The organism is Emticicia sp. SJ17W-69 (assembly GCF_051209875.1).
In the GTDB taxonomy this organism is placed as follows: domain Bacteria; phylum Bacteroidota; class Bacteroidia; order Cytophagales; family Spirosomataceae; genus Emticicia.
The window spans coordinates 3,213,256-3,232,390 of record NZ_JBNTQY010000001.1; the positions used below are offsets into that span (position 1 = coordinate 3,213,256).

A 19,135-nucleotide genomic window follows, 5' to 3' on the forward strand; every position below is an offset into this window, starting at 1 on the left:
ACCTTACAGGTTTTAGTTTTCCAGTGTAGCCGCTCTTCTGATTCGGTCATTGATTGCACGACCTAAGTCAATTTCTGGCAGAATTTCTGTATAAATTATTTCAAAACCTCTGACATCTAATGCTCGCATATAGGCAAAAAGATTTTTTGCTGCTTCTCGAAAATCACCTGTGGGTGAGAGTATTAATTGATTCTCACGAGGTATATTTGGATGAAACTCTCTAAAACCAAGAAAACCAATGGAGAATTGGGAGTTGATAAGTGGAATGCCACCCGTTGAGAATTGAGAATTAAGAATTACTAATTGGGTTCTTGGAGCATAATGGCTTTTTAACATGCCTGGAGCTTGTGGATTTGAAGACGAATGTTCTTGTATTTTGATTTTTCCTACCACTTGTTCTATTACTTCAATTGCCAAGCCTCCTTTGCGATAAACAATTATTTCATCTCCAATAAATCCAATAATCGAAGATTCAATTCCAACCTTACATTCTCCTCCATCCAAGATATATTTAATCTTAGTACCCAGTTGATTATCAACATGTTGTGCTGAAGTTGGTGAAATATAGCCAAATGGATTGGCACTTGGGGCAGCTAATGGGAAATCTAAATTTTGTAATAATTCAAGAGCCAAAGGATGATTAGGAATTCTTACTGCGACAGTTTCTAAACCCGAAGTTACTAAATCTGAAATATTTTCCTTTTTAGGCAAGAGTAAAGTTAATGGCCCCGGCATAAACTTTTTGGCAAGCAGTTGAGCTTTTTCGGGAATTTCACGCACAAAATCTGAGATGCGTTCAATACTCGAAGTATGAACAATCAAGGGATCAAAAGTTGGACGATTTTTTACTTCAAAAATTTTCGTAACAGCCTCTGCATTAAAAGCATTTCCAGCTAAACCATAGACAGTTTCAGTTGGCAAACCAATAACTTCATTCGCTTCCAGTAGCCTAATTGCTTGTTTGATATCTTGTCCTATAACTGCCATTAAATTAATTCTTTTTCAAAATAAGCCACATCCGACTCAGGATTGTAATTATAAGGCTGTGTTTCTCTAAAACCTAATGAAGCATATAAATAATTAGCAGACTGTAAACGTTTTAAAGTATCCAATTTCATTATTTTATATCCTTTTCCTTTTGCTTCTTCAATGATTGTTTGTGTCATTTTCTTACCTAAACCCAAACCTTGAAACTCAGGTTTTACATACAGTCTTTTCATTTCACATATACCTTCTTCTAATTTCCAAAGAGCTACACAAGCCGCTGGTTGTGAGTCAATTTTTGCTAAAAAAATAGCACCTTCAGGCTCGGCGTATTTGGCAGGAAGTTTGGCTAATTCACTTTCAAAATCTTGAAAATCAAGACTTATTTCTAAGAATTTTGCATATTCTCGAAACAAATTTTTGATTTCTTCTAAATCTTCTTTTGTTGCTATTTTTAGTATTGATAGTTGCATACTTGATTATTCATTCTGCTTTTTAATTTAATCATACCCAACCTCAACCAAAGTCAATCCTTCAGGCGGCACTGCTCTTCCTGCTTTATTTCTATTTTTTGATAAAATAATCTGTTCAAAATCAGACAATTGCATTCGCCCTGCTCCTACTTCTATCATTGTTCCTACGATTGCTCTTACCATGCCACGTAAAAACCTATCTGCCTTAATATGGAACAATAAAAACTTCTCTTGGCGTTCCCAGTAAGCATATTCAATCTTACAATCAAATGTAGCAACATCAGTCTTAACTTTACTAAAACATTGAAAATCAATATGTTTCAATAAAATTTCGCCAGCCTGATTCATCAAATCTATATCTAAATTTGTTCTAATAAAATAGGCCATTTCATTCCAAAATGGGTTCTTATCTTGAACGATTCGGTAAAGATAACGTCTATGGGTAGCATCAAATCTTGAATGAAAATCATCTGCAACTTGTAAAATACGCTTAATTGCAATCGCTTTTGGTAATATGCCATTCATGCTATGAGCAAATTTATCTACATTTGGAATCTCTTCCTCAATATCAATATGAGCATATTGCTGAAAAGCATGCACACCCGCATCAGTTCGACTACTTCCTGTAATCTCAATTTTTTGTTTCAAAATGATAGATATGGCTTTTTCTATTTCCTCCTGCACGGTCATCGCATTAGGTTGTATTTGCCAACCATGAAATTCAGTACCTTTATATGAACATTCAATTAAATATCGCATAATGCAAAATTACGATTTACGAACGACGAATGACGAATTTTGTAAAGAGAATTTATCAAACAAATAAAAGTAGCGTTAATTTTATCGTTCAGAATCACCAATTAAAATTCGCTTAAATTTTTATTGATTAAACGCAATTCTACATCCATAACTCAACATTCACAATTATTTTTTTCAAAATCTTATCCACATCGTGGAACATTTTTCCCACAGCGTGGAACATTTAATTGTTTCTTAACATTAAAAGTTGGATATTTGAGCCAGTAATTTTCTCTAACCACAAGAAATGGGAAAAATAATAGCAATTGCCAATCAAAAAGGTGGTGTAGGCAAAACCACAACGACCATTAACTTAGCAGCCAGCTTGGCTGCCCTCGAATTTCGTACCCTTATAATTGATGCCGACCCACAGGCGAATGCCACATCGGGTTTAGGTTTCAATCCTAAAGAGGTTGAAAACAGCATTTACGAATGTATGGTAGATGATATACGTCCACGTGACATTATCATCCAAACCGACTTTCCAAATCTTGATTTGTTACCTTCACACATCGACCTTGTTGGTGCAGAAATCGAAATGATCAATCTGCCGAAACGTGAGGAAAAAATGAAGGAATCGCTCATGGACGTGAAAGACATGTATGATTTTATCATCATTGATTGTTCGCCTTCATTGGGTTTGATAGTAATCAATAGTCTCACTGCTGCAGATTCTGTGATTGTACCAGTTCAATGTGAATATTTTGCACTGGAAGGGCTTGGAAAATTGTTGAATACCATTAAAATCATTCAACAAAGACTCAATCCTGCATTGACGATTGAAGGGATTTTACTAACAATGTATGATTTGCGAGTGCGTTTGTCTAACCAAGTCGTACATGAAGTAACAACACACTTTAGGAATATGGTTTTCCAAACCCTCATTCCTCGCAACATTCGCTTATCTGAATCGCCAAGTTATGGTGTTCCAGCTCTTGCTCAAGATGCTGACAGCAAGGGTGCAATCAGTTATTTGAATCTTGCACGTGAGATTTTAGTAAAAAATGGTAAACTTGGACAAGATAGTTGAGTAAAAGTGTGATCAGAATTTTGTTTAAACATTTATTCTCGATTGCTTACTCATTTTTAGTACTTCTAAATTCCACAATCATTTTATTTTATAAGAAATTACATTAAAGGTGTTTAAGCAAAGATTTAACAGAATCTATGTACATCAAAAAAATATATGGAGACAAAGGTAGCAACAACAAAAAAGAATATGACTGGGCTTGGAAGAGGTCTGGGAGCATTGCTGTCTGATTCAGGTTCAGAAAGAAATCCTGAGAAAGCTTCAGAAACACCTGCCACTCGTCGAATGGAAGCGATGAGTGGTATGCACGAAATATTGATTGAGTCAGTTGAAACCAATCCTTTTCAACCTCGTACGCATTTCGATCAAGAAGCTTTACAAGAATTAGCTGAATCAATCAAGGTCTTAGGTATTATTCAGCCGATAACAGTTAAAGAATCGAGTCCTGGAAAGTATATTTTAATTTCAGGAGAACGCCGTTTACAGGCATCTAAATTGGCAGGATTAAGTAAAATTCCTGCTTATGTTAGAACTGCCAATGACCAGCAAATGCTCGAAATGGCTCTCATCGAAAACATTCAACGTGAAAACTTGAATGCGATTGAGATTGCCCTAAGCTATCACCGACTCCTAAGTGAATTTCATTTAAAACAAGAAGAATTAGGCGACCGAGTTGGGAAAAATCGTACAACTGTCAACAATTATTTACGTTTGTTGAAACTCCCCGATGTCATTCAAGCTGCGGTAAGAGATAGTGAAATTTCGATGGGTCACGCTCGTGCTTTAATCAATATTGATAATCACGAAACACAGATAAAGCTTTTCAATAAAATTGTTGAAGAAAATTGGTCAGTACGAAAAGTAGAAGACGAAGTGAGAAGATTGACTTTGGTGATTCCTGAAGAAACAAAAAATACTCGCCAAACTTCAATCAAGCAAGAAATTTCTTCTCTACAATTTAGACTTCAAGGCTATTTTGGAACAAAAGTATTGGTTAAGGCTGATGAAAAACATAAAGGAGAAATAAAAATTCCATTTACTTCAAAAGAAGAATTAGATAGAATCTTGAATGCCATCAAAGTTACTGATTAATAAGGTTAAATAAAGTTAAATTCTTGGTTAGAAAGCATCAAATAACAAAATCGCTCGTTGATTAACCAAAAACTTGGAAAATATGATTAGGATTTTGGCAATATTGTTCTTTTTTTCAACTGCTACTTTTGCACAAAAAATAGACTCTCTCAGAAAGGTTTATAATAGCCGAGCCTTAGAAAATGTGGAGCTAAATAAAAAAATGGTGGTTGATTCGGTAAAAAAGATTGGTTTACGAAATGTGCGAAAAAGTGCGATTGGCTTGAAAAAAATGATATTCAGCGATTCTACTCAAAAAGGCAATATTCCACGTAAAGTTTTATTCCGTTCATTAATTTTACCTGGTTGGGGGCAAGCTACGAATAAGCAATATTGGATAATTCCAATTGTCTATGCCGCTGCTGGGGGTGGCATTTACGCAATCAAATTCAACAACGATAAATATAAATTTTATAAAGGATATTTGGCAAACTTCGTGATTGATGGGGTAAAAGAAGTAACAATCAATGGTAGAGGTCCATTTACACAAGCACAAGTTGAACCCGCTGTAAAAGCCTATCATCGTCAAAGAGATTTATCATATATTGGTATGGCACTGGGTTGGACTTTACAGGCAGTGCAAGCAAATGTCTCGGCTCACTTAAAAGGATTTGATATGAACGACGACATTTCAATTAAATTAGAACCAAGTATTCAGTCCTCATCCTTCGGAAATGCCGTTGGTGTAAAAATTGGGCTTAATTTTTAATAATAAAATAAATTTATACGTTAAAGTATGCGAATAGCACTTTTAGGCTACGGAAAAATGGGTAAAGTCATTGAACAAATTGCTTTACAACGTGGACATGAAATCTCAGCAAAAATTGATATTAACAATCGTACCGGGCTTTTATCACTCAATAGTGATAATACCGATGTAGTGATTGAATTTAGTTCGCCCGAATCTGCTTATGGAAACCTAAAGTATTGCATGGAGTTTGGTCTTCCAACTGTTTGTGGTACAACTGGCTGGCTTCAACATAAAACAGAGATTGAAAAATTATGTCTTGAAAATAAGGCTGCTTTTTTCTATGCTTCAAATTATAGTATTGGCGTAAATTTATTTTTTGAGTTGAATAAAAAATTAGCTCAATTAATAAATCCTTATAAAGAATATAAAGTTTCGAGCAATGAAATTCACCATACCGAAAAGAAAGATGCTCCAAGTGGTACAGCAATTACATTGGCAGAAGGAATTATTGAAAACCTCACTGAAAAAAGTAAATGGGTGAACAATCAAATTGCTGCTGAAAGTGAAGTGCCAATTTGGTCGTCCCGTGAAGGAAAAGTTCCTGGAACGCATACTGTGAAATATATTTCTGAAGTTGATCAAATAGAAATTTCGCACATTGCACATAGCCGTAATGGGTTTGCTTTAGGTGCCGTGATAGCAGCTGAATGGCTCAATGGTAAAAAAGGTGTTTTTGGAATGAAAGATTTGATGGGATTTTAAAAGTAATAACTATTAACTCATTTTAATAAAAACAACAAATTTTAAGCTAATCACTAAAAGCTAATATTGGACAGCCGTAGTGGCTAATCATTAGAGGCTAACAACTAAATAAAAAATCAATGGCAGAAGTATTAACAACAGAAACCAAACCTGTAAAGAAAAAATCAGCAATAAGAGAGTGGTTCGATTCAGTATTATTTGCAGTAGTAGCTGCTACATTAATTAGATGGTTATTTTTAGAAGCTTATACAATTCCAACGGGTTCGATGGAAAAAAGCCTTTTAATCAACGATTTCCTTTTTGTGAGTAAACTCCATTACGGTTCACGTACACCAAAAACTATTTTACAAGTACCATTGACCCATCAAAAAATTTGGTTTACTGAAATCCCTTCATATTCAACTTTAATTCAATTACCTCAATTCCGCTTGCCTGGGTTTACCTCAGTTAAAAATGGTGATGTAGTTGTATTTAATTATCCAGGATGCCCTACTCGACCTGATGAATTTGGTGGATATGATAAATATCCTGTTGATTTAAGAACAAACTATATCAAACGATGCGTTGCGATTGCAGGTGATATATTGGAAGTACGAAAAGGACAAGTTTTTATTAACGGTAAAGCATCGGACACACCTGAAAAATCGCAAATTGAATACGCTATTGAAACCAATACGCAAGTAAATGAAAAGATTTTCAAGAAATATGAAATCACTGAGTTTCAGCAAGATATGCGTATGACAGATAAAACCATTTATTATGTGACTGCATCTCAGAAATCAATCAATGATATGAAAGGGCTTGATTTTGTGAAAAATATTACGCCAATGCTTCAGGAAAAAGGAGATACATCAACGTATGCAACTAACCCAACTTTCCCGCAAAATTCAAGATTATTCCCTTTTAATAGAGATAATTTCGGGCCAATTACGATTCCTAAAAAAGGTGTGACTGTTCAATTAGATGAAAAAAATCTTGCTTTGTATAAAAGTGTTATTTTGACTTTTGATGGTAATTCTGATGCAAAATTGGTTGATGGAAAAATCATTTTAGATGGCAAACCTATCACTTCTTACACATTCAAACAAGATTATTATTTCATGATGGGTGATAATCGTCATGGATCTGATGATTCTCGTTTCTGGGGATTTGTGCCTGAAGATCATATCGTTGGAAAAGCAGTATTTATTTGGATGTCGATTGATAAAGATGGTAGTTTCTTGAATAAAATTCGTTGGAGTCGCTTATTTTCAATCATTAGATAACAGAGGTTTAAAATGACAAAGGCACCGAGAAATTCACTTCTTTGTGCCTTTGCCACTTTATTCCTCTCTGACACTTTACCCCCTACCACTCAATCTCCTTCATTCCCTTACTTCTCAAATAATTATTGGCTTGACTGAAATGTTTGTTTCCAAACCAACCACCAAAATTGGCCGACATTGGTGATGGATGTTTTGATTTTAGCACAAAGTGCTTTTTTGCATCAATAATTTTGCCTTTATCTTGGGCATATTTTCCCCAAAGCATAAAAACAACGCCTTCTTTTTCGTCATTAATACATTTTATTACAGCATCTGTAAACTGCTCCCATCCTTTATTTTGATGTGATCCTGCCATACTCGCCTTGACTGTCAATGTTGAGTTCAGCATCAAAACTCCTTGTTCAGCCCAACGTTCCAAATTACCACTTTTAGGAAAAGGTATGCCCAAATCATCACCCAATTCTTTAAAAATATTTATCAATGAAGGAGGAAATGTGACACCATCATTCACTGAAAAACTTAGGCCATTAGCCTGACGAGGACCATGATAAGGGTCTTGCCCAAGAATCACTACTCGTGTGTTTTCAAAACTACATTTATCAAAAGCATTAAAAATTAATTTTCCAGGAGGATAACAAACCCCGTTCTGATATTCTGCTTTGACAAAGTTTATTAGATTTTCAAAATAAGATTTTTCAAACTCATTTTTTAATCTCTTTTTCCAACTTTCATCAATTTTTACATCCATGTTCAATAAATATATATTTGTATTTAAAAATATTTTGTAATTTTAATCCTTTAAATCATTAATACCCATTCTTAGTAGCTGTTTGATAAGTTTTTTTACAATAAAATTCAAAATTAAGTTACCATGACGCTAATTTACACGTCATAAACTTAAATTACTCAGAAAAACTTGCAAAATTTCATTGCCCTAACGCTATTTTTAATTATGACAACTATTGCAATAACTGCTGGTGTAAAAGTGAGTGTTATTACTGAATACCAGCCTTCCTATTCCAGTCCTTTACAAGAACACTATGTTTTCACTTATCGCATTCGAATCGAAAATAATAGTGATAATACAGTACAACTTTTACGTCGTCAATGGTATATTTATGATTCCAATGCCACTGTACGTCAAGTTGAAGGTGAAGGAGTTATTGGCTTGCAACCCATTTTAGAACCTGGTGAAGTTCATGAATACGTTTCTGGATGTAATTTAAAAACTTCTGTTGGCAAAATGGTCGGCAATTATTTGATGGAACGCCTTATTGATGGGAAACAATTTTATGCTGAAATACCCGAATTTAATCTAATTGTGCCTTACCGATTGAACTAATGTCTTATTGAATATATCTAATAAAGAAAGCACGGCATTGGTCGTGCTTTCTTTGTTTAAAAAATCGTAAAATTATTATAGTTTTTCAATAGTATATTCAAAACTACCTTAATTTTGCAAAACAAATAATTTATTTTAAATCTAATAATATATTATAAAAAATCATGCAATACAGAATAGAAAAAGATACGATGGGCGAGGTACAAGTACCTGCTGATGTTTATTGGGGTGCTCAAACTCAACGCTCAATCGAAAACTTTAAAATTGCTCAAGACATTAATAAAATGCCTAAAGAAATCATTAAGGCATTTGCATATTTAAAACATGGAGCAGCACTGACTAATCAAGAATTAGGTGTGTTGTCAAAAGAGAAGGCAGATTTAATTGGAACTGTTTGCAATGAAATTTTAGCAGGAAAATTAGATGACCAATTCCCTTTAGTAGTTTGGCAAACTGGTTCGGGCACACAGTCAAACATGAACTGCAATGAGGTAATTGCTTATCGTGGACATGTATTGCAAGGTGGAGATCTGGGTGATAAACAAAAATTTTTACACCCAAATGACGATGTAAATAAATCACAATCATCAAATGATACATTTCCTACGGCTATGCACATTGCAGCCTACAAAATGTTGATTGAAGTGACGATTCCTGGCATCGAAAAATTGCGTGATACTTTAGCAGCAAAATCTGCCGAGTTTATGAACGTGGTAAAAATCGGTCGTACACACTTCATGGATGCAACGCCATTGACTGTTGGACAAGAATTTTCAGGATATGTTTCACAACTAAATCATGGATTAAAAGCAATTAAAAATACTTTAGCACATCTTTCTGAGTTAGCTCTTGGTGGAACTGCCGTAGGTACTGGAATTAATACACCAGAAGGTTATTCTGAGTTAGTGGCTAAACACATCGCCAATTTAACTGGACTTTCTTTTATTACTGCTGAAAATAAATTTGAAGCATTGGCAGCACATGACGCTATTGTAGAAGCTCATGGGGCATTGAAAACAGTTGCGGCAAGTTTAATGAAAATTGCTAATGACGTTCGTATGCTTTCCTCTGGACCACGTGCAGGTATTGGCGAATTGTTCATTCCTGATAATGAGCCTGGCTCTTCAATTATGCCTGGAAAAGTAAATCCTACCCAATGTGAGGCCTTAACAATGATTGCAGCACAAGTAATGGGCAATGATGTAGCCATTAATTTTGGTGGAGCAATGGGGCATTTTGAATTGAATGTATTCAAACCTGTCATGATTTATAATTTCTTGCACTCAGCTCGTTTGATTGGTGAAGGTTGTATTTCATTCAACGATAAATGTGCGATTGGATTAGCTCCACTAACAGAAAATATTACCAAACACGTCAATAATTCATTGATGCTTGTTACGGCATTGAATACCAAAATTGGTTACTATAAATCTGCCGAAATTGCACAAACTGCTCACAGAAATGGTTCAACTTTAAAAGAAACTGCCATTAGCTTAGGCTATTTGACAGCCGAGGAATTTGATGCTTGGGTAAAACCAGAAGAAATGGTTGGTAGTTTGAAATAATAAATTTCATACATGGTATGACTGTTATTCTAATCGGTCATGCCATGTATGAAAACTAAATAAACAAAAGATTTGTTGCAAAAAGATAAATCAGTTATTTATGAATGCTTCTTCAAATTTTAGTATTCCGCTTACATTTAAGCAAATTGTTGGTTTGGTAAAACAATTACCAAAATCTAAACAAGCAAAATTGGTTTCTCTTATTCAAAGTGATGAGGAACCAAGCAAAGAGCAAATTCTTCAGAATCTTAAGGAAGATTTTATAGCCTTACAAAAAGGCACATTAAAAACTCGACCTCTAAAAGATGTTTTGAATGAATTATGATGTTATTACTTCTCAAAATTTTGTAAAAGAATTAAAACGTCTTACAAAAAAATATTTATCATTAAAAAATGATGTAGCTTTGCTTGGTGAGAAATTAGCAATAGAACCAACCCAAGGAACTCCACTCGGAAAAAATTGCTATAAAATAAGATTAGCTATTGAAAGTAAAGGGAAAGGCAAAAGTGGTGGTGCAAGAATTATCACAGCCGTTTTTTCGGTTCAAGAAAAAGTAGTTTTACTTTCTATTTACGACAAATCAGATAAAGAAAACATCACTGACAAAGAGCTTACTTTCTTATTAAAAGAAAATACAATCAACTAAATTTTCATGGAAACAATCACTTGGCAAGACTTTGAAAAAGTAGAACTACGTGCAGGAACAATCATTGAAGTAACTGATTTTCCAAAAGCTCGAAAGCCGTCTTATAAACTTTTGATTGATTTAGGTGAAGAAATTGGCATAAAAAAATCCTCCGCTCAAATTACAAAACTTTATTCTAAAGAAGATTTATTGGGCAGACAAGTCATTTGTGTGACCAATTTCCCTCCACGACAGATTGCCGATTTTATGTCTGAAGTGCTTACTACAGGTTTTATTTTAGATGATGGGGAAGTTGTGCTCTCGCAAATCGAGCGAAAAGTACCTAATGGCAGCCGTTTGGCTTAAAATCTAATGATTTTATTTGGAAATCTCATAATAAATTTGATACATTTGTAAATAATTTCATAGATTTATTCTATAATTCAAATATGAAAAAGGTATTATTTCGCACATTCAACGTTATGATGGCAGTAGTTGTACTGCTTAGTAGCACTGGCTTTGGCTTGGTTGAACACTCTTGTACAGTGCGAGGTAAACAAACTTCCCTTCATAAAAGTGGCGATGCCTGTTGTGGAATTACAAAACAGCAGCAAATTCCTCAAAAAACTACTATAAAAAAATCAAAATGTTGCAGTGAAGATGAAAAATATGAAAATGTTGAGTATTCATCTTCAGCTTCTCAATTGGTTGCTAAATTTGCACAAAACACATTAGATTGGGTAAAATCAACAGTTATTTCATTTACAAAAACTGTTGTAGAGGCTATTCTTGAAAATATTTCTTCTGCCAATCATTCCTCTGCTTCTCCTCCATCTGGGCGAGAAATTCTTGCATTCATTCAATCTTATTTAATCTGAGTAAAAGTAGTGTTGAAAGCTTAAAATTAGCAAACTAGCATACTGTTTGCAGAATTTTCTATTTACTACTTTTACAATCATGCAATTACTCATCAAAAACATGGTGTGCAACCGTTGTGTACGTGTTGTACGTGAAGACCTTGAACATATTGGACTAAAAGTATCCAATATAGGCTTAGGTTTTGTTGAAATTGATGGTAATCTTGATGAAGTTTTCTACAAACAAGTTCAAAATCTTCTCCTAAGAGATGGCTTTGAACTAATTGAGAATCATCAGGCAGCCATTGTTGAAAACATCAAACGATTGATTATCAATGAGATACATTCGCAAAAAAATGAAAAGCCCATTTCTCAAAATTTCTCAGATTTCCTTGTAAAACACATTGGGCATGAATACTCATATTTAAGCACACTATTTTCTACTATTGAAAAAACTACTATTGAAAAGTATATTATCTCACAAAAAATTGAACGAGCCAAAGAATTACTTTTCAATGGAGAATTCAACCTTTCTGAGATAGCATGGAGTTTAGAATATAGTAGTGTAGCTCATTTATCAAACCAATTTAAGCAGGTTGTTGGTATCACACCAAGTGAATATAAGCGTCAAAAAGTAAAAAACCGTTTACCGCTTGATGGAGTCAAAAAAGATGTAAAAATGATCTAAAATTCTGTAACATATACACCAAATAGGGTTCATACCTTTGTTGAACAAAAATTTAAACAAAGTAAGAATATGAAAACTTTAAAAAACACAATCGTTTTGCTCTTCATAGCAACTTCATTTATTCATTCAGTTGTAATTGCACAAGATGCCAATTACAAACACCAAATGTTGAGTATTAACCAAAAAGGTGAAATCAAAAAAGGTGAAGTGAAAGTAGGTCAAATTACCAAAGAAAATGTAGTCAATGATGCGAAAGGTAATAAAATTGCATACATTGATGGGCAAGGAAATTTAGTTGATGCCAAAGGTCAATTAATGGGACGTATGGGCAAAGATGGAAAAACCTACCATAATGTCAAGGGGGATGTGGCATTTAGCGTCAAAGATGATGGTAAAAGTTGTAATATTTATGACGCCTCTGGTAAAAAAATTGGCAATATCCACTCAAGTTATAAAGGAATGGCTTGTGTACTTTATTGCTTCCAAAACAATATGGATATGAAAGACCATGCTCAAATGACTGGAGAAGGCAAATATACTTGCCCAATGCACCCTGAAGTTACAGGAAAAGAAGGTGATAGTTGCCCAAAATGTCACATGAAATTGCATAAAGTGGCTAAAAAGTAATCGTTAGAAAAAGTAAATATAGCTAATGGGAAATCCGTTGGCTATATTTTTAAATTATTAAAATCATAAAAAAATGACGCACACCTATCAAATAAATGGGATGTCATGTAATGGTTGTAGAACAAAAGTCGAAAATTCACTGAATGAAATTGATGGAGTTTCAGCAGTTGTAACTTTAGAACCACCCGTGGCAACCATTACAATGGGAAAACATATCCCTACCGAACAATTGCAAGAATCATTATCAGTAGCAGGAAAATATACAATCGAGGAGACTAATACGGATAAAATTGCAGCGTATCATGCAAATAAAGTAGAAAAAAAGCCAATTAAGCACGAAGAAAATAAAAACGCTCATAATCATAGTGGAGGAAAATACTATTGTCCTATGCATTGTGAAGGTGATAAATTATATGATAAAGCAGGCGATTGCCCTGTTTGCGGAATGGACTTAGTACCTCAGGCTAATATTTCACAAAAAAAAGAATATTCATGCCCCATGCACCCTGAGGTTGTTAAAGATGAACCAGGTGCTTGCCCAATTTGTGGAATGGATTTAGTTCTAAAAACAACCACTGAAAGCGACGAGAATAAAACTTATAATGATTTGTGGAGGAAAATGAAAATTTCACTTGCTTTCACAATTCCTATTTTCGTCATTGCTATGAGTGACATGATACCCAACAATCCATTGATGAAAATCATGAATCATTCTTCGTGGAATTGGGTACAGTTTATTTTAAGTCTTCCTGTCGTTTTTTATGCTTGTTGGATGTTTTTTACCCGTGCATGGAAATCCATTATTACTTGGAACCTCAATATGTTTACACTTATTGGCATTGGTTCGGGTGTAGCTTTCCTTTTTAGTTTGTTTGGATTGTTTTTCCCAAGTATTTTTCCAAATGAATTTAAAGATGAAATGGGCACAGTACATCTTTATTTTGAAGCAACAACGGTTATTCTAACCTTAGTTTTATTAGGACAATTATTAGAAGCAAAAGCCCACAGCCAAACAAGTGGAGCTATTAAGGAATTATTGAAGTTAGCCCCAACAGAAACCACTATTTTAATTAATGGTTTTGGCAGTAAAATTTCAATTAATGATGTGCGAAAAGGAGATTTATTACGCATAAAGCCCGGTGAAAAAATTCCTGTTGATGGGAAAATCACTGTTGGTGACAGCTCAATTGATGAATCAATGATAACTGGAGAGCCAATTCCTGTTGATAAGAAAGTTGGTGATGCAGTAAGTACAGGTACAATCAATGGCAATAAAACCTTCGTGATGATTGCCGAAAAAGTAGGGGCTGAAACATTGCTTTCGCAAATCATTCAAATGGTCAATGACGCAAGTCGCTCAAAAGCACCTATTCAGAAATTAGCAGATAAAATTTCAAAATATTTCGTCCCCATTGTTGTAAGTACCTCAATCATTACCTTTTTTATTTGGGCAGCATTTGGCCCCGAACCTGCTTTAGTTTATGGTTATATCAATGCAATTGCCGTTTTGATCATTGCTTGCCCATGTGCATTAGGCTTGGCAACTCCGATGTCTGTGATGGTGGGAGTTGGTAAAGGAGCTTCTTCAGGAATTTTAATAAAAAATGCCGAGGCTTTAGAAAAAATGAATAAGGTTAATGTTTTAATCACGGACAAAACTGGTACAATTACCGAAGGCAAACCATCAGTTGATAAAATATTTTCTTTAAAAAATGATGAGTTAGATAACTTATTGCAAAGCATTGCTTCTCTCAATCAATATAGTGAACACCCATTGGCTCAAGCTATTGTAAATGATGCCAAAGAAAAACATATTTCTTTGATTGAAGTAAATGATTTTGAAGCAATTGCTGGCAAAGGAGTTGTTGGAACAGTAAGCAATCGTAAAGTAGCTCTTGGAAATAAATCGCTCTTAGAACAATTAGGTATAATTACATCAAAAGACTTGGAGGACAAAATTATTGTTGAGCAAAAAACTGGAAAAACTGTATCTTATATTTCAATTGATGGTGTAGCTGTTGGTTATGTATCAATCACAGATGCCATAAAAACCACAAGTAAAGCAGCTATCAAAGAACTAATGGCTCAAGGTGTTGAAGTAATAATGCTTACAGGAGATAATGAAAATACAGCAAAAGCAGTGGCAGAAGAACTTAATTTGAGCAGTTTTAAAGCATCTTGTTTACCACAAGACAAATTAAATGAAATCAAACGATTACAAGCAGAGGGAAAAATTGTGGCAATGGCTGGTGATGGGATAAATGATGCTCCTGCTTTGGCTCAAGCAGATATTGGAATTGCGATGGGTACAGGCACAGATGTCGCCATTGAAAGTGCTAAAATAACTTTAGTTAAAGGTGATTTACAAGGTATCGTAAAAGCTAAAAATCTGAGCCATGCGGTAATGAAAAACATCAAACAAAACCTATTTTTTGCTTTTATTTATAATACATTGGGCGTACCAATTGCTGCTGGTGTTTTATATCCATTCTTTGGTATTCTGTTGTCACCAATGATTGCTGCACTGGCCATGAGTTTTAGCTCAGTTTCAGTCATTGCCAATGCTTTAAGATTACGAAGTATTAAACTTTGATTTTACATAAATTACTATATTTAATCATGAAAAAAGGCGAATTTCAGAGAAAAGTAAGAAAAACGCATCGTTGGTTTGGTGTCATTTTAGGTATTCAATTTTTGTTTTGGACAATTGGTGGGATATATTTTAGTTGGTCTGACATGGATGAAGTACATGGTGACCATCAAAAAGCCCATATTCATCCATTGGGTAGTGATCTAAAATTAATCAGCCCGCAAGAAATTATTCAAAAAATCAAAGCAAAAGATTCTGTTAATTTCATCTTTGATATTCGCCTTATTCAACTTTTAGGAAGTCCGGTTTATCAAATTACTTATTCAAAAGAACATGATAGAGGCAAAAAAATACAGCTTGCCAATGCTGAAACTGGAGAACTTCGCCCTACCCTATCCAAAAATGAGGCAACCGAAATAGCTCAACAAAATTTTTCAAACGATGCAAAAGTTAAACAAGTTGAATATCTCACAAGCACCAATGGTCATCACGAATACCGTGAACAACCTTTGCCTGCTTATGCAATAACTTTTGAGCATCCATCCAATACAACTGTTTATGTCGCCAGCGAATTGGGAACGGTGCAGAAATTCAGAAATAATAAATGGAGAGTCTTTGATTTCTTGTGGATGTTACACACGATGGACTACCAAAGCCGTGACAATCTTTCAAATTGGCTATTAAGAGCTTTCTCTATTTTTGGATTATTTACTATCGCAACAGGGTTTACGCTATTTTTTGTCAGTCGCAAAATATCCACCAAATTATGAAATTTTATTATTGTTTTTTCATCACTTTTTTACTAATCAATGTATCAACTTTTGCCCAGCATGAGCAACATCAAGTGCCTATGCAGCAAAAGCAAAATGCAGCCATACAAGAAGAAAATAAGATACAAACAACTAAACCCCAAACAATTACATATTTACCAAAAGTAGTTAGATTTGATTTATATGTAAGAGATACAACGGTGGTTTTTGGTAATAAACCCAAAAGAGCCATTGCGGTAAATGGACAAATACCGATGCCCACTTTGACCTTTATGGAGGGGGATACGGCTGAAATTTACGTACATAATGAACTAAATGAAGAAACCTCATTGCATTGGCATGGTTTATTTTTACCAAATAAATATGACGGAGTTCCAAATTTAACACAAATGCCTATTAAAGCTCATACGACTCATTTATACCGATTCCCAATTATTCAACATGGTACGCATTGGTATCATAGTCATACTGGCTTGCAAGAACAGATTGGTATGTATGGCTCAATGATTTTAAATAAAAGAGTTTCAGACTCAACATTTAGGGCAGGAATTGATGATTTGCCCACCATTCCAATTATTTTAAGTGAATGGACAGACATGAAACCCGAAAATGTTCATCGGATGTTGCATAATGCTACCGATTGGTTTGCTATTCAAAAAGGAACAACGCAAAGTTATGGTGAAGCAATCAAACAAGGATATTTCAAAACAAAAATTACCAATGAATGGAAGCGAATGAATGCAATGGATGTCAGTGATGTATATTATAATAAGTTTTTAATTAATGGAAAGAAAGAAACAACAACTCAATTATTCAAAGCAGGAGATAGAGTTCGATTAAGAATTTCAAATGGTGGAGCATCAACCTATTTTTGGTTAAAATATGCGGGTGGAAAAATAACTGTAGTGGCAAATGATGGCAATGATGTCGAGCCTGTAGAAGTGGATAGATTAATTATTGCTGTTTCTGAAACTTATGATGTAATAGTTAATATTCCTGAAGATCAAAAATCTTATGAATTTTTAGCTACTTCAGAAGACCGAACTAAATCTGCTTCGTTATTTTTGGGTGAAGGTAGTAAAATAAAGGCGAAGCCAATGCCAAAACTCAAATATTTCGAAGGAATGAAAATGATGAATGGCATGATGAAAATGAACGGAGATTTAGATGACATGGGTATGCAAATGTCTTTAAATCAAATGGACATGAATGTGGTGATGTATCCTGAAATAACAGGCGAGATTGAAAACAAAAAACATGTCATGAAAGATAGTTCATCAACAATGAAGATGGATGAAGCTCAATATAATAGCAATGAAATGTCAGATATTGTAACATTGAACTATTCGATGCTTAAATCTCCTGCGAAAACAAATCTACCTAAAGATTCTCAAATCAAGGAGTTGCGTTTCGAATTGTCTGGTAATATGAATCGTTATGTTTGGAGTTTAAATAACAAAGTGGTTTCTGAAAGTGATAAAATTTTAATAAAAAAAGGCGAAAACGTAAAGATTATTCTCTACAATGGTTCTATGATGCGTCATCCGATGCACTTGCACGGACATGATTTTAGGGTACTTAATGGTCAAGGAGATTATGCTCCGTTAAAAAATGTCATTGACATCATGCCAATGGAAACTGATACTTTAGAATTCAATGCCAATGTAATGGGAGATTGGTTTTTTCATTGTCATATTCTTTATCACATGATGGCAGGCATGGGTAGGGTTTTTAGTTACGAAAATCAAACAAAAAATCCTGAAATCACAAACCCAAAATTAGCTCAAAGAAAATTATTTGCTGATGATAGAGAGTTTCATTTCATGGCGGAAAATGATTTTGCTACCAATGGCAATGATGGAATGGCCATGCTTCAAAATACCCGTTGGAGCATAGGTTCTGAATGGCGACTAGGATATTCTGATATGCACGGATATGAGGTCGAAACACATCTGGGTAGATATATTGGAAAAATGCAATGGTTTATGCCATTTATAGGTTTTGATTACCGTTACAGAAAACATGGTATCAACTTTCAAGAGAAAAATATTTTTGGCCAAAAAGATACCAAAGATACTCGACAAGCACTTTCAGTTGGATTTTCTTCAACTTTACCGATGCTTATCAAATTTGAATCAGAAGTATTTACGGATGGCACAGTACTTTTACAACTCCTACGTGAAGATATTCCTTTAGGAAAACGTTTAAGAATGAGTTTTATGGTCAATTCTGATAAAGAATACATGGCTGGTTTTCGTTATATCTTGAATAAAAACATCGGTCTTACAACTCATTATGATAGCGACATGGGTTTTGGCGTAGGACTAAATCTAAATTATTAAAAATACGTATCTACCTAATAATCAAATATTATTTAAAAATATTTTTCAAATTCAAACAAATAAAAACAATGAAATTATTAAAAATCGCAGCACTTTTAATAGTAATTTTCGCTTCTAATTCATTTGCTCAAAATACTAAATTTGATAAAGTAGACGCTCTTGTAATTAGTCAAACGAATGAATTATTGACAGCTTATTATGCCGTAAAAGATGCCTTGGTAGCAACAGACGCTAAAAAAGCAAGCATCGAAGCAAAGACTTTCTTAGCGAAATTGGATGCCATTGACGAATCAAAAATGACAGCAGAACAAAAAAGTTTCTTCAAAACTTTGAATGGCAAATTAAGTAACGATGCTGAACACATCAACGAAAGCAAAGATGCCGAGCACCAAAGAGAGCATTTTGGAGATTTATCGACCAATCTTGTAAACTTAGTAAAAGCTTTTGGTAGCTCAGATGATGCTTTTGTGCAATATTGCCCAATGGTAAAAAAGAGTTGGTTAAGCAACAATAAAGCAGTTAAAAATCCATATTATGGCAATAAAATGCTTACTTGTGGCAAGGTAACAGAAACAATTTCAAAGAAATAATCCA

Annotated in this window: 21 protein-coding genes; 17 read left to right on the forward strand and 4 right to left on the reverse strand. The window is 34.2% G+C overall.

From position 1 onward, the window contains the following. Positions 1-12: 12 nt before the first annotated feature. The 3 genes from ACQUQZ_RS13075 to truA are packed head-to-tail and all read right to left on the reverse strand — an operon-like array spanning position 13 to position 2,216. On the reverse strand, positions 13-987 hold the full coding sequence (locus tag ACQUQZ_RS13075) for an L-threonylcarbamoyladenylate synthase (protein ID WP_435355439.1): 975 nt from the start codon (positions 985-987) through the stop codon (positions 13-15). Next, on the reverse strand, positions 987-1,457 hold the full coding sequence (locus ACQUQZ_RS13080) for a GNAT family N-acetyltransferase (protein ID WP_435355440.1): 471 nt from the start codon (positions 1,455-1,457) through the stop codon (positions 987-989). Before ACQUQZ_RS13080 ends, ACQUQZ_RS13075 begins: the two co-directional genes overlap by 1 nt. A 27-nt stretch (positions 1,458-1,484) precedes the next feature. Next, positions 1,485-2,216 (reverse strand): tRNA pseudouridine(38-40) synthase TruA, encoded by a 732-nt coding sequence (truA, locus tag ACQUQZ_RS13085; protein WP_435355441.1) that lies wholly within the window; start codon positions 2,214-2,216, stop codon positions 1,485-1,487. Positions 2,217-2,502: 286 nt separating this feature from the next. On the opposite strand from truA, the gene ACQUQZ_RS13090 reads away from it, so the two are divergent. From ACQUQZ_RS13090 to lepB, 5 genes are all read left to right on the forward strand, one after another. Next, on the forward strand, positions 2,503-3,285 hold the full coding sequence (locus ACQUQZ_RS13090) for a ParA family protein (RefSeq protein WP_435355442.1): 783 nt from the start codon (positions 2,503-2,505) through the stop codon (positions 3,283-3,285). 156 nt (positions 3,286-3,441) lie between these two features. Beyond that, a complete protein-coding gene (locus ACQUQZ_RS13095; protein ID WP_435355443.1) occupies positions 3,442-4,377 on the forward strand; it encodes a ParB/RepB/Spo0J family partition protein in 936 nt (311 codons plus the stop codon). Between the two features lie 82 nt (positions 4,378-4,459). Beyond that, positions 4,460-5,125, forward strand: coding sequence for a DUF5683 domain-containing protein (locus tag ACQUQZ_RS13100; protein WP_435355444.1), 666 nt, complete (start codon positions 4,460-4,462; stop codon positions 5,123-5,125). A gap of 27 nt (positions 5,126-5,152) precedes the next feature. Continuing rightward, the gene (gene dapB / locus ACQUQZ_RS13105) at positions 5,153-5,869 is read left to right on the forward strand and encodes a 4-hydroxy-tetrahydrodipicolinate reductase (protein WP_435355445.1); all 717 of its coding nucleotides are present in this window, start codon (positions 5,153-5,155) and stop codon (positions 5,867-5,869) included. Between the two features lie 119 nt (positions 5,870-5,988). Further along, on the forward strand, positions 5,989-7,134 hold the full coding sequence (gene lepB, locus ACQUQZ_RS13110) for a signal peptidase I (RefSeq protein ID WP_435355446.1): 1,146 nt from the start codon (positions 5,989-5,991) through the stop codon (positions 7,132-7,134). Between the two features lie 82 nt (positions 7,135-7,216). Here lepB and ung read toward each other — a convergent pair whose 3' ends face one another. Further along, positions 7,217-7,882 carry a uracil-DNA glycosylase gene (gene ung, locus ACQUQZ_RS13115; RefSeq protein WP_435355447.1) on the reverse strand — a complete coding sequence of 222 codons (666 nt, stop codon included), beginning with the start codon at positions 7,880-7,882 and terminating at the stop codon, positions 7,217-7,219. Positions 7,883-8,086: 204 nt separating this feature from the next. Between ung and apaG the strand changes: the two genes are divergently transcribed. The 12 genes from apaG (at position 8,087) to ACQUQZ_RS13175 (ending at position 19,131) form a co-directional block, all read left to right on the forward strand. After that, the gene (gene apaG / locus ACQUQZ_RS13120) at positions 8,087-8,476 is read left to right on the forward strand and encodes a Co2+/Mg2+ efflux protein ApaG (protein ID WP_435355448.1); all 390 of its coding nucleotides are present in this window, start codon (positions 8,087-8,089) and stop codon (positions 8,474-8,476) included. Between the two features lie 164 nt (positions 8,477-8,640). Next, positions 8,641-10,041, forward strand: a complete 1,401-nt coding sequence (gene fumC, locus ACQUQZ_RS13125; RefSeq protein ID WP_435355449.1) for a class II fumarate hydratase — start codon at positions 8,641-8,643, stop codon at positions 10,039-10,041. Positions 10,042-10,141: 100 nt separating this feature from the next. Continuing rightward, positions 10,142-10,366, forward strand: a complete 225-nt coding sequence (locus ACQUQZ_RS13130) for a hypothetical protein (RefSeq protein ID WP_435355450.1) — start codon at positions 10,142-10,144, stop codon at positions 10,364-10,366. Beyond that, positions 10,356-10,688: a type II toxin-antitoxin system RelE/ParE family toxin gene (locus ACQUQZ_RS13135; RefSeq protein WP_435355451.1), complete on the forward strand. Its 333-nt coding sequence runs from the start codon at positions 10,356-10,358 to the stop codon at positions 10,686-10,688. Before ACQUQZ_RS13130 ends, ACQUQZ_RS13135 begins: the two co-directional genes overlap by 11 nt. Positions 10,689-10,694: 6 nt before the next feature. After that, positions 10,695-11,033, forward strand: coding sequence for a tRNA-binding protein (locus tag ACQUQZ_RS13140; protein WP_435355452.1), 339 nt, complete (start codon positions 10,695-10,697; stop codon positions 11,031-11,033). An 83-nt stretch (positions 11,034-11,116) separates the two neighbouring features. Continuing rightward, positions 11,117-11,545 (forward strand): HYC_CC_PP family protein, encoded by a 429-nt coding sequence (locus ACQUQZ_RS13145; protein WP_435355453.1) that lies wholly within the window; start codon positions 11,117-11,119, stop codon positions 11,543-11,545. A 79-nt stretch (positions 11,546-11,624) separates the two neighbouring features. Further along, entirely contained in the window at positions 11,625-12,212 is a 588-nt protein-coding gene (locus ACQUQZ_RS13150) for a helix-turn-helix domain-containing protein (RefSeq protein WP_435355454.1), read from the forward strand. A gap of 69 nt (positions 12,213-12,281) precedes the next feature. Next, positions 12,282-12,839, forward strand: a complete 558-nt coding sequence (locus tag ACQUQZ_RS13155) for a 5-fold beta-flower protein (protein ID WP_435355455.1) — start codon at positions 12,282-12,284, stop codon at positions 12,837-12,839. 73 nt (positions 12,840-12,912) lie between these two features. Continuing rightward, on the forward strand, positions 12,913-15,432 hold the full coding sequence (locus tag ACQUQZ_RS13160) for a heavy metal translocating P-type ATPase (protein WP_435355456.1): 2,520 nt from the start codon (positions 12,913-12,915) through the stop codon (positions 15,430-15,432). 26 nt (positions 15,433-15,458) lie between these two features. Further along, entirely contained in the window at positions 15,459-16,199 is a 741-nt protein-coding gene (locus ACQUQZ_RS13165) for a PepSY domain-containing protein (protein ID WP_435355457.1), read from the forward strand. Then, positions 16,196-18,541 carry a multicopper oxidase domain-containing protein gene (locus ACQUQZ_RS13170; protein WP_435355458.1) on the forward strand — a complete coding sequence of 782 codons (2,346 nt, stop codon included), beginning with the start codon at positions 16,196-16,198 and terminating at the stop codon, positions 18,539-18,541. Before ACQUQZ_RS13165 ends, ACQUQZ_RS13170 begins: the two co-directional genes overlap by 4 nt. Positions 18,542-18,609: 68 nt before the next feature. Beyond that, the gene (locus ACQUQZ_RS13175) at positions 18,610-19,131 is read left to right on the forward strand and encodes a DUF3347 domain-containing protein (protein ID WP_435355459.1); all 522 of its coding nucleotides are present in this window, start codon (positions 18,610-18,612) and stop codon (positions 19,129-19,131) included. The last annotated feature ends 4 nt before the right edge of the window (positions 19,132-19,135 follow it).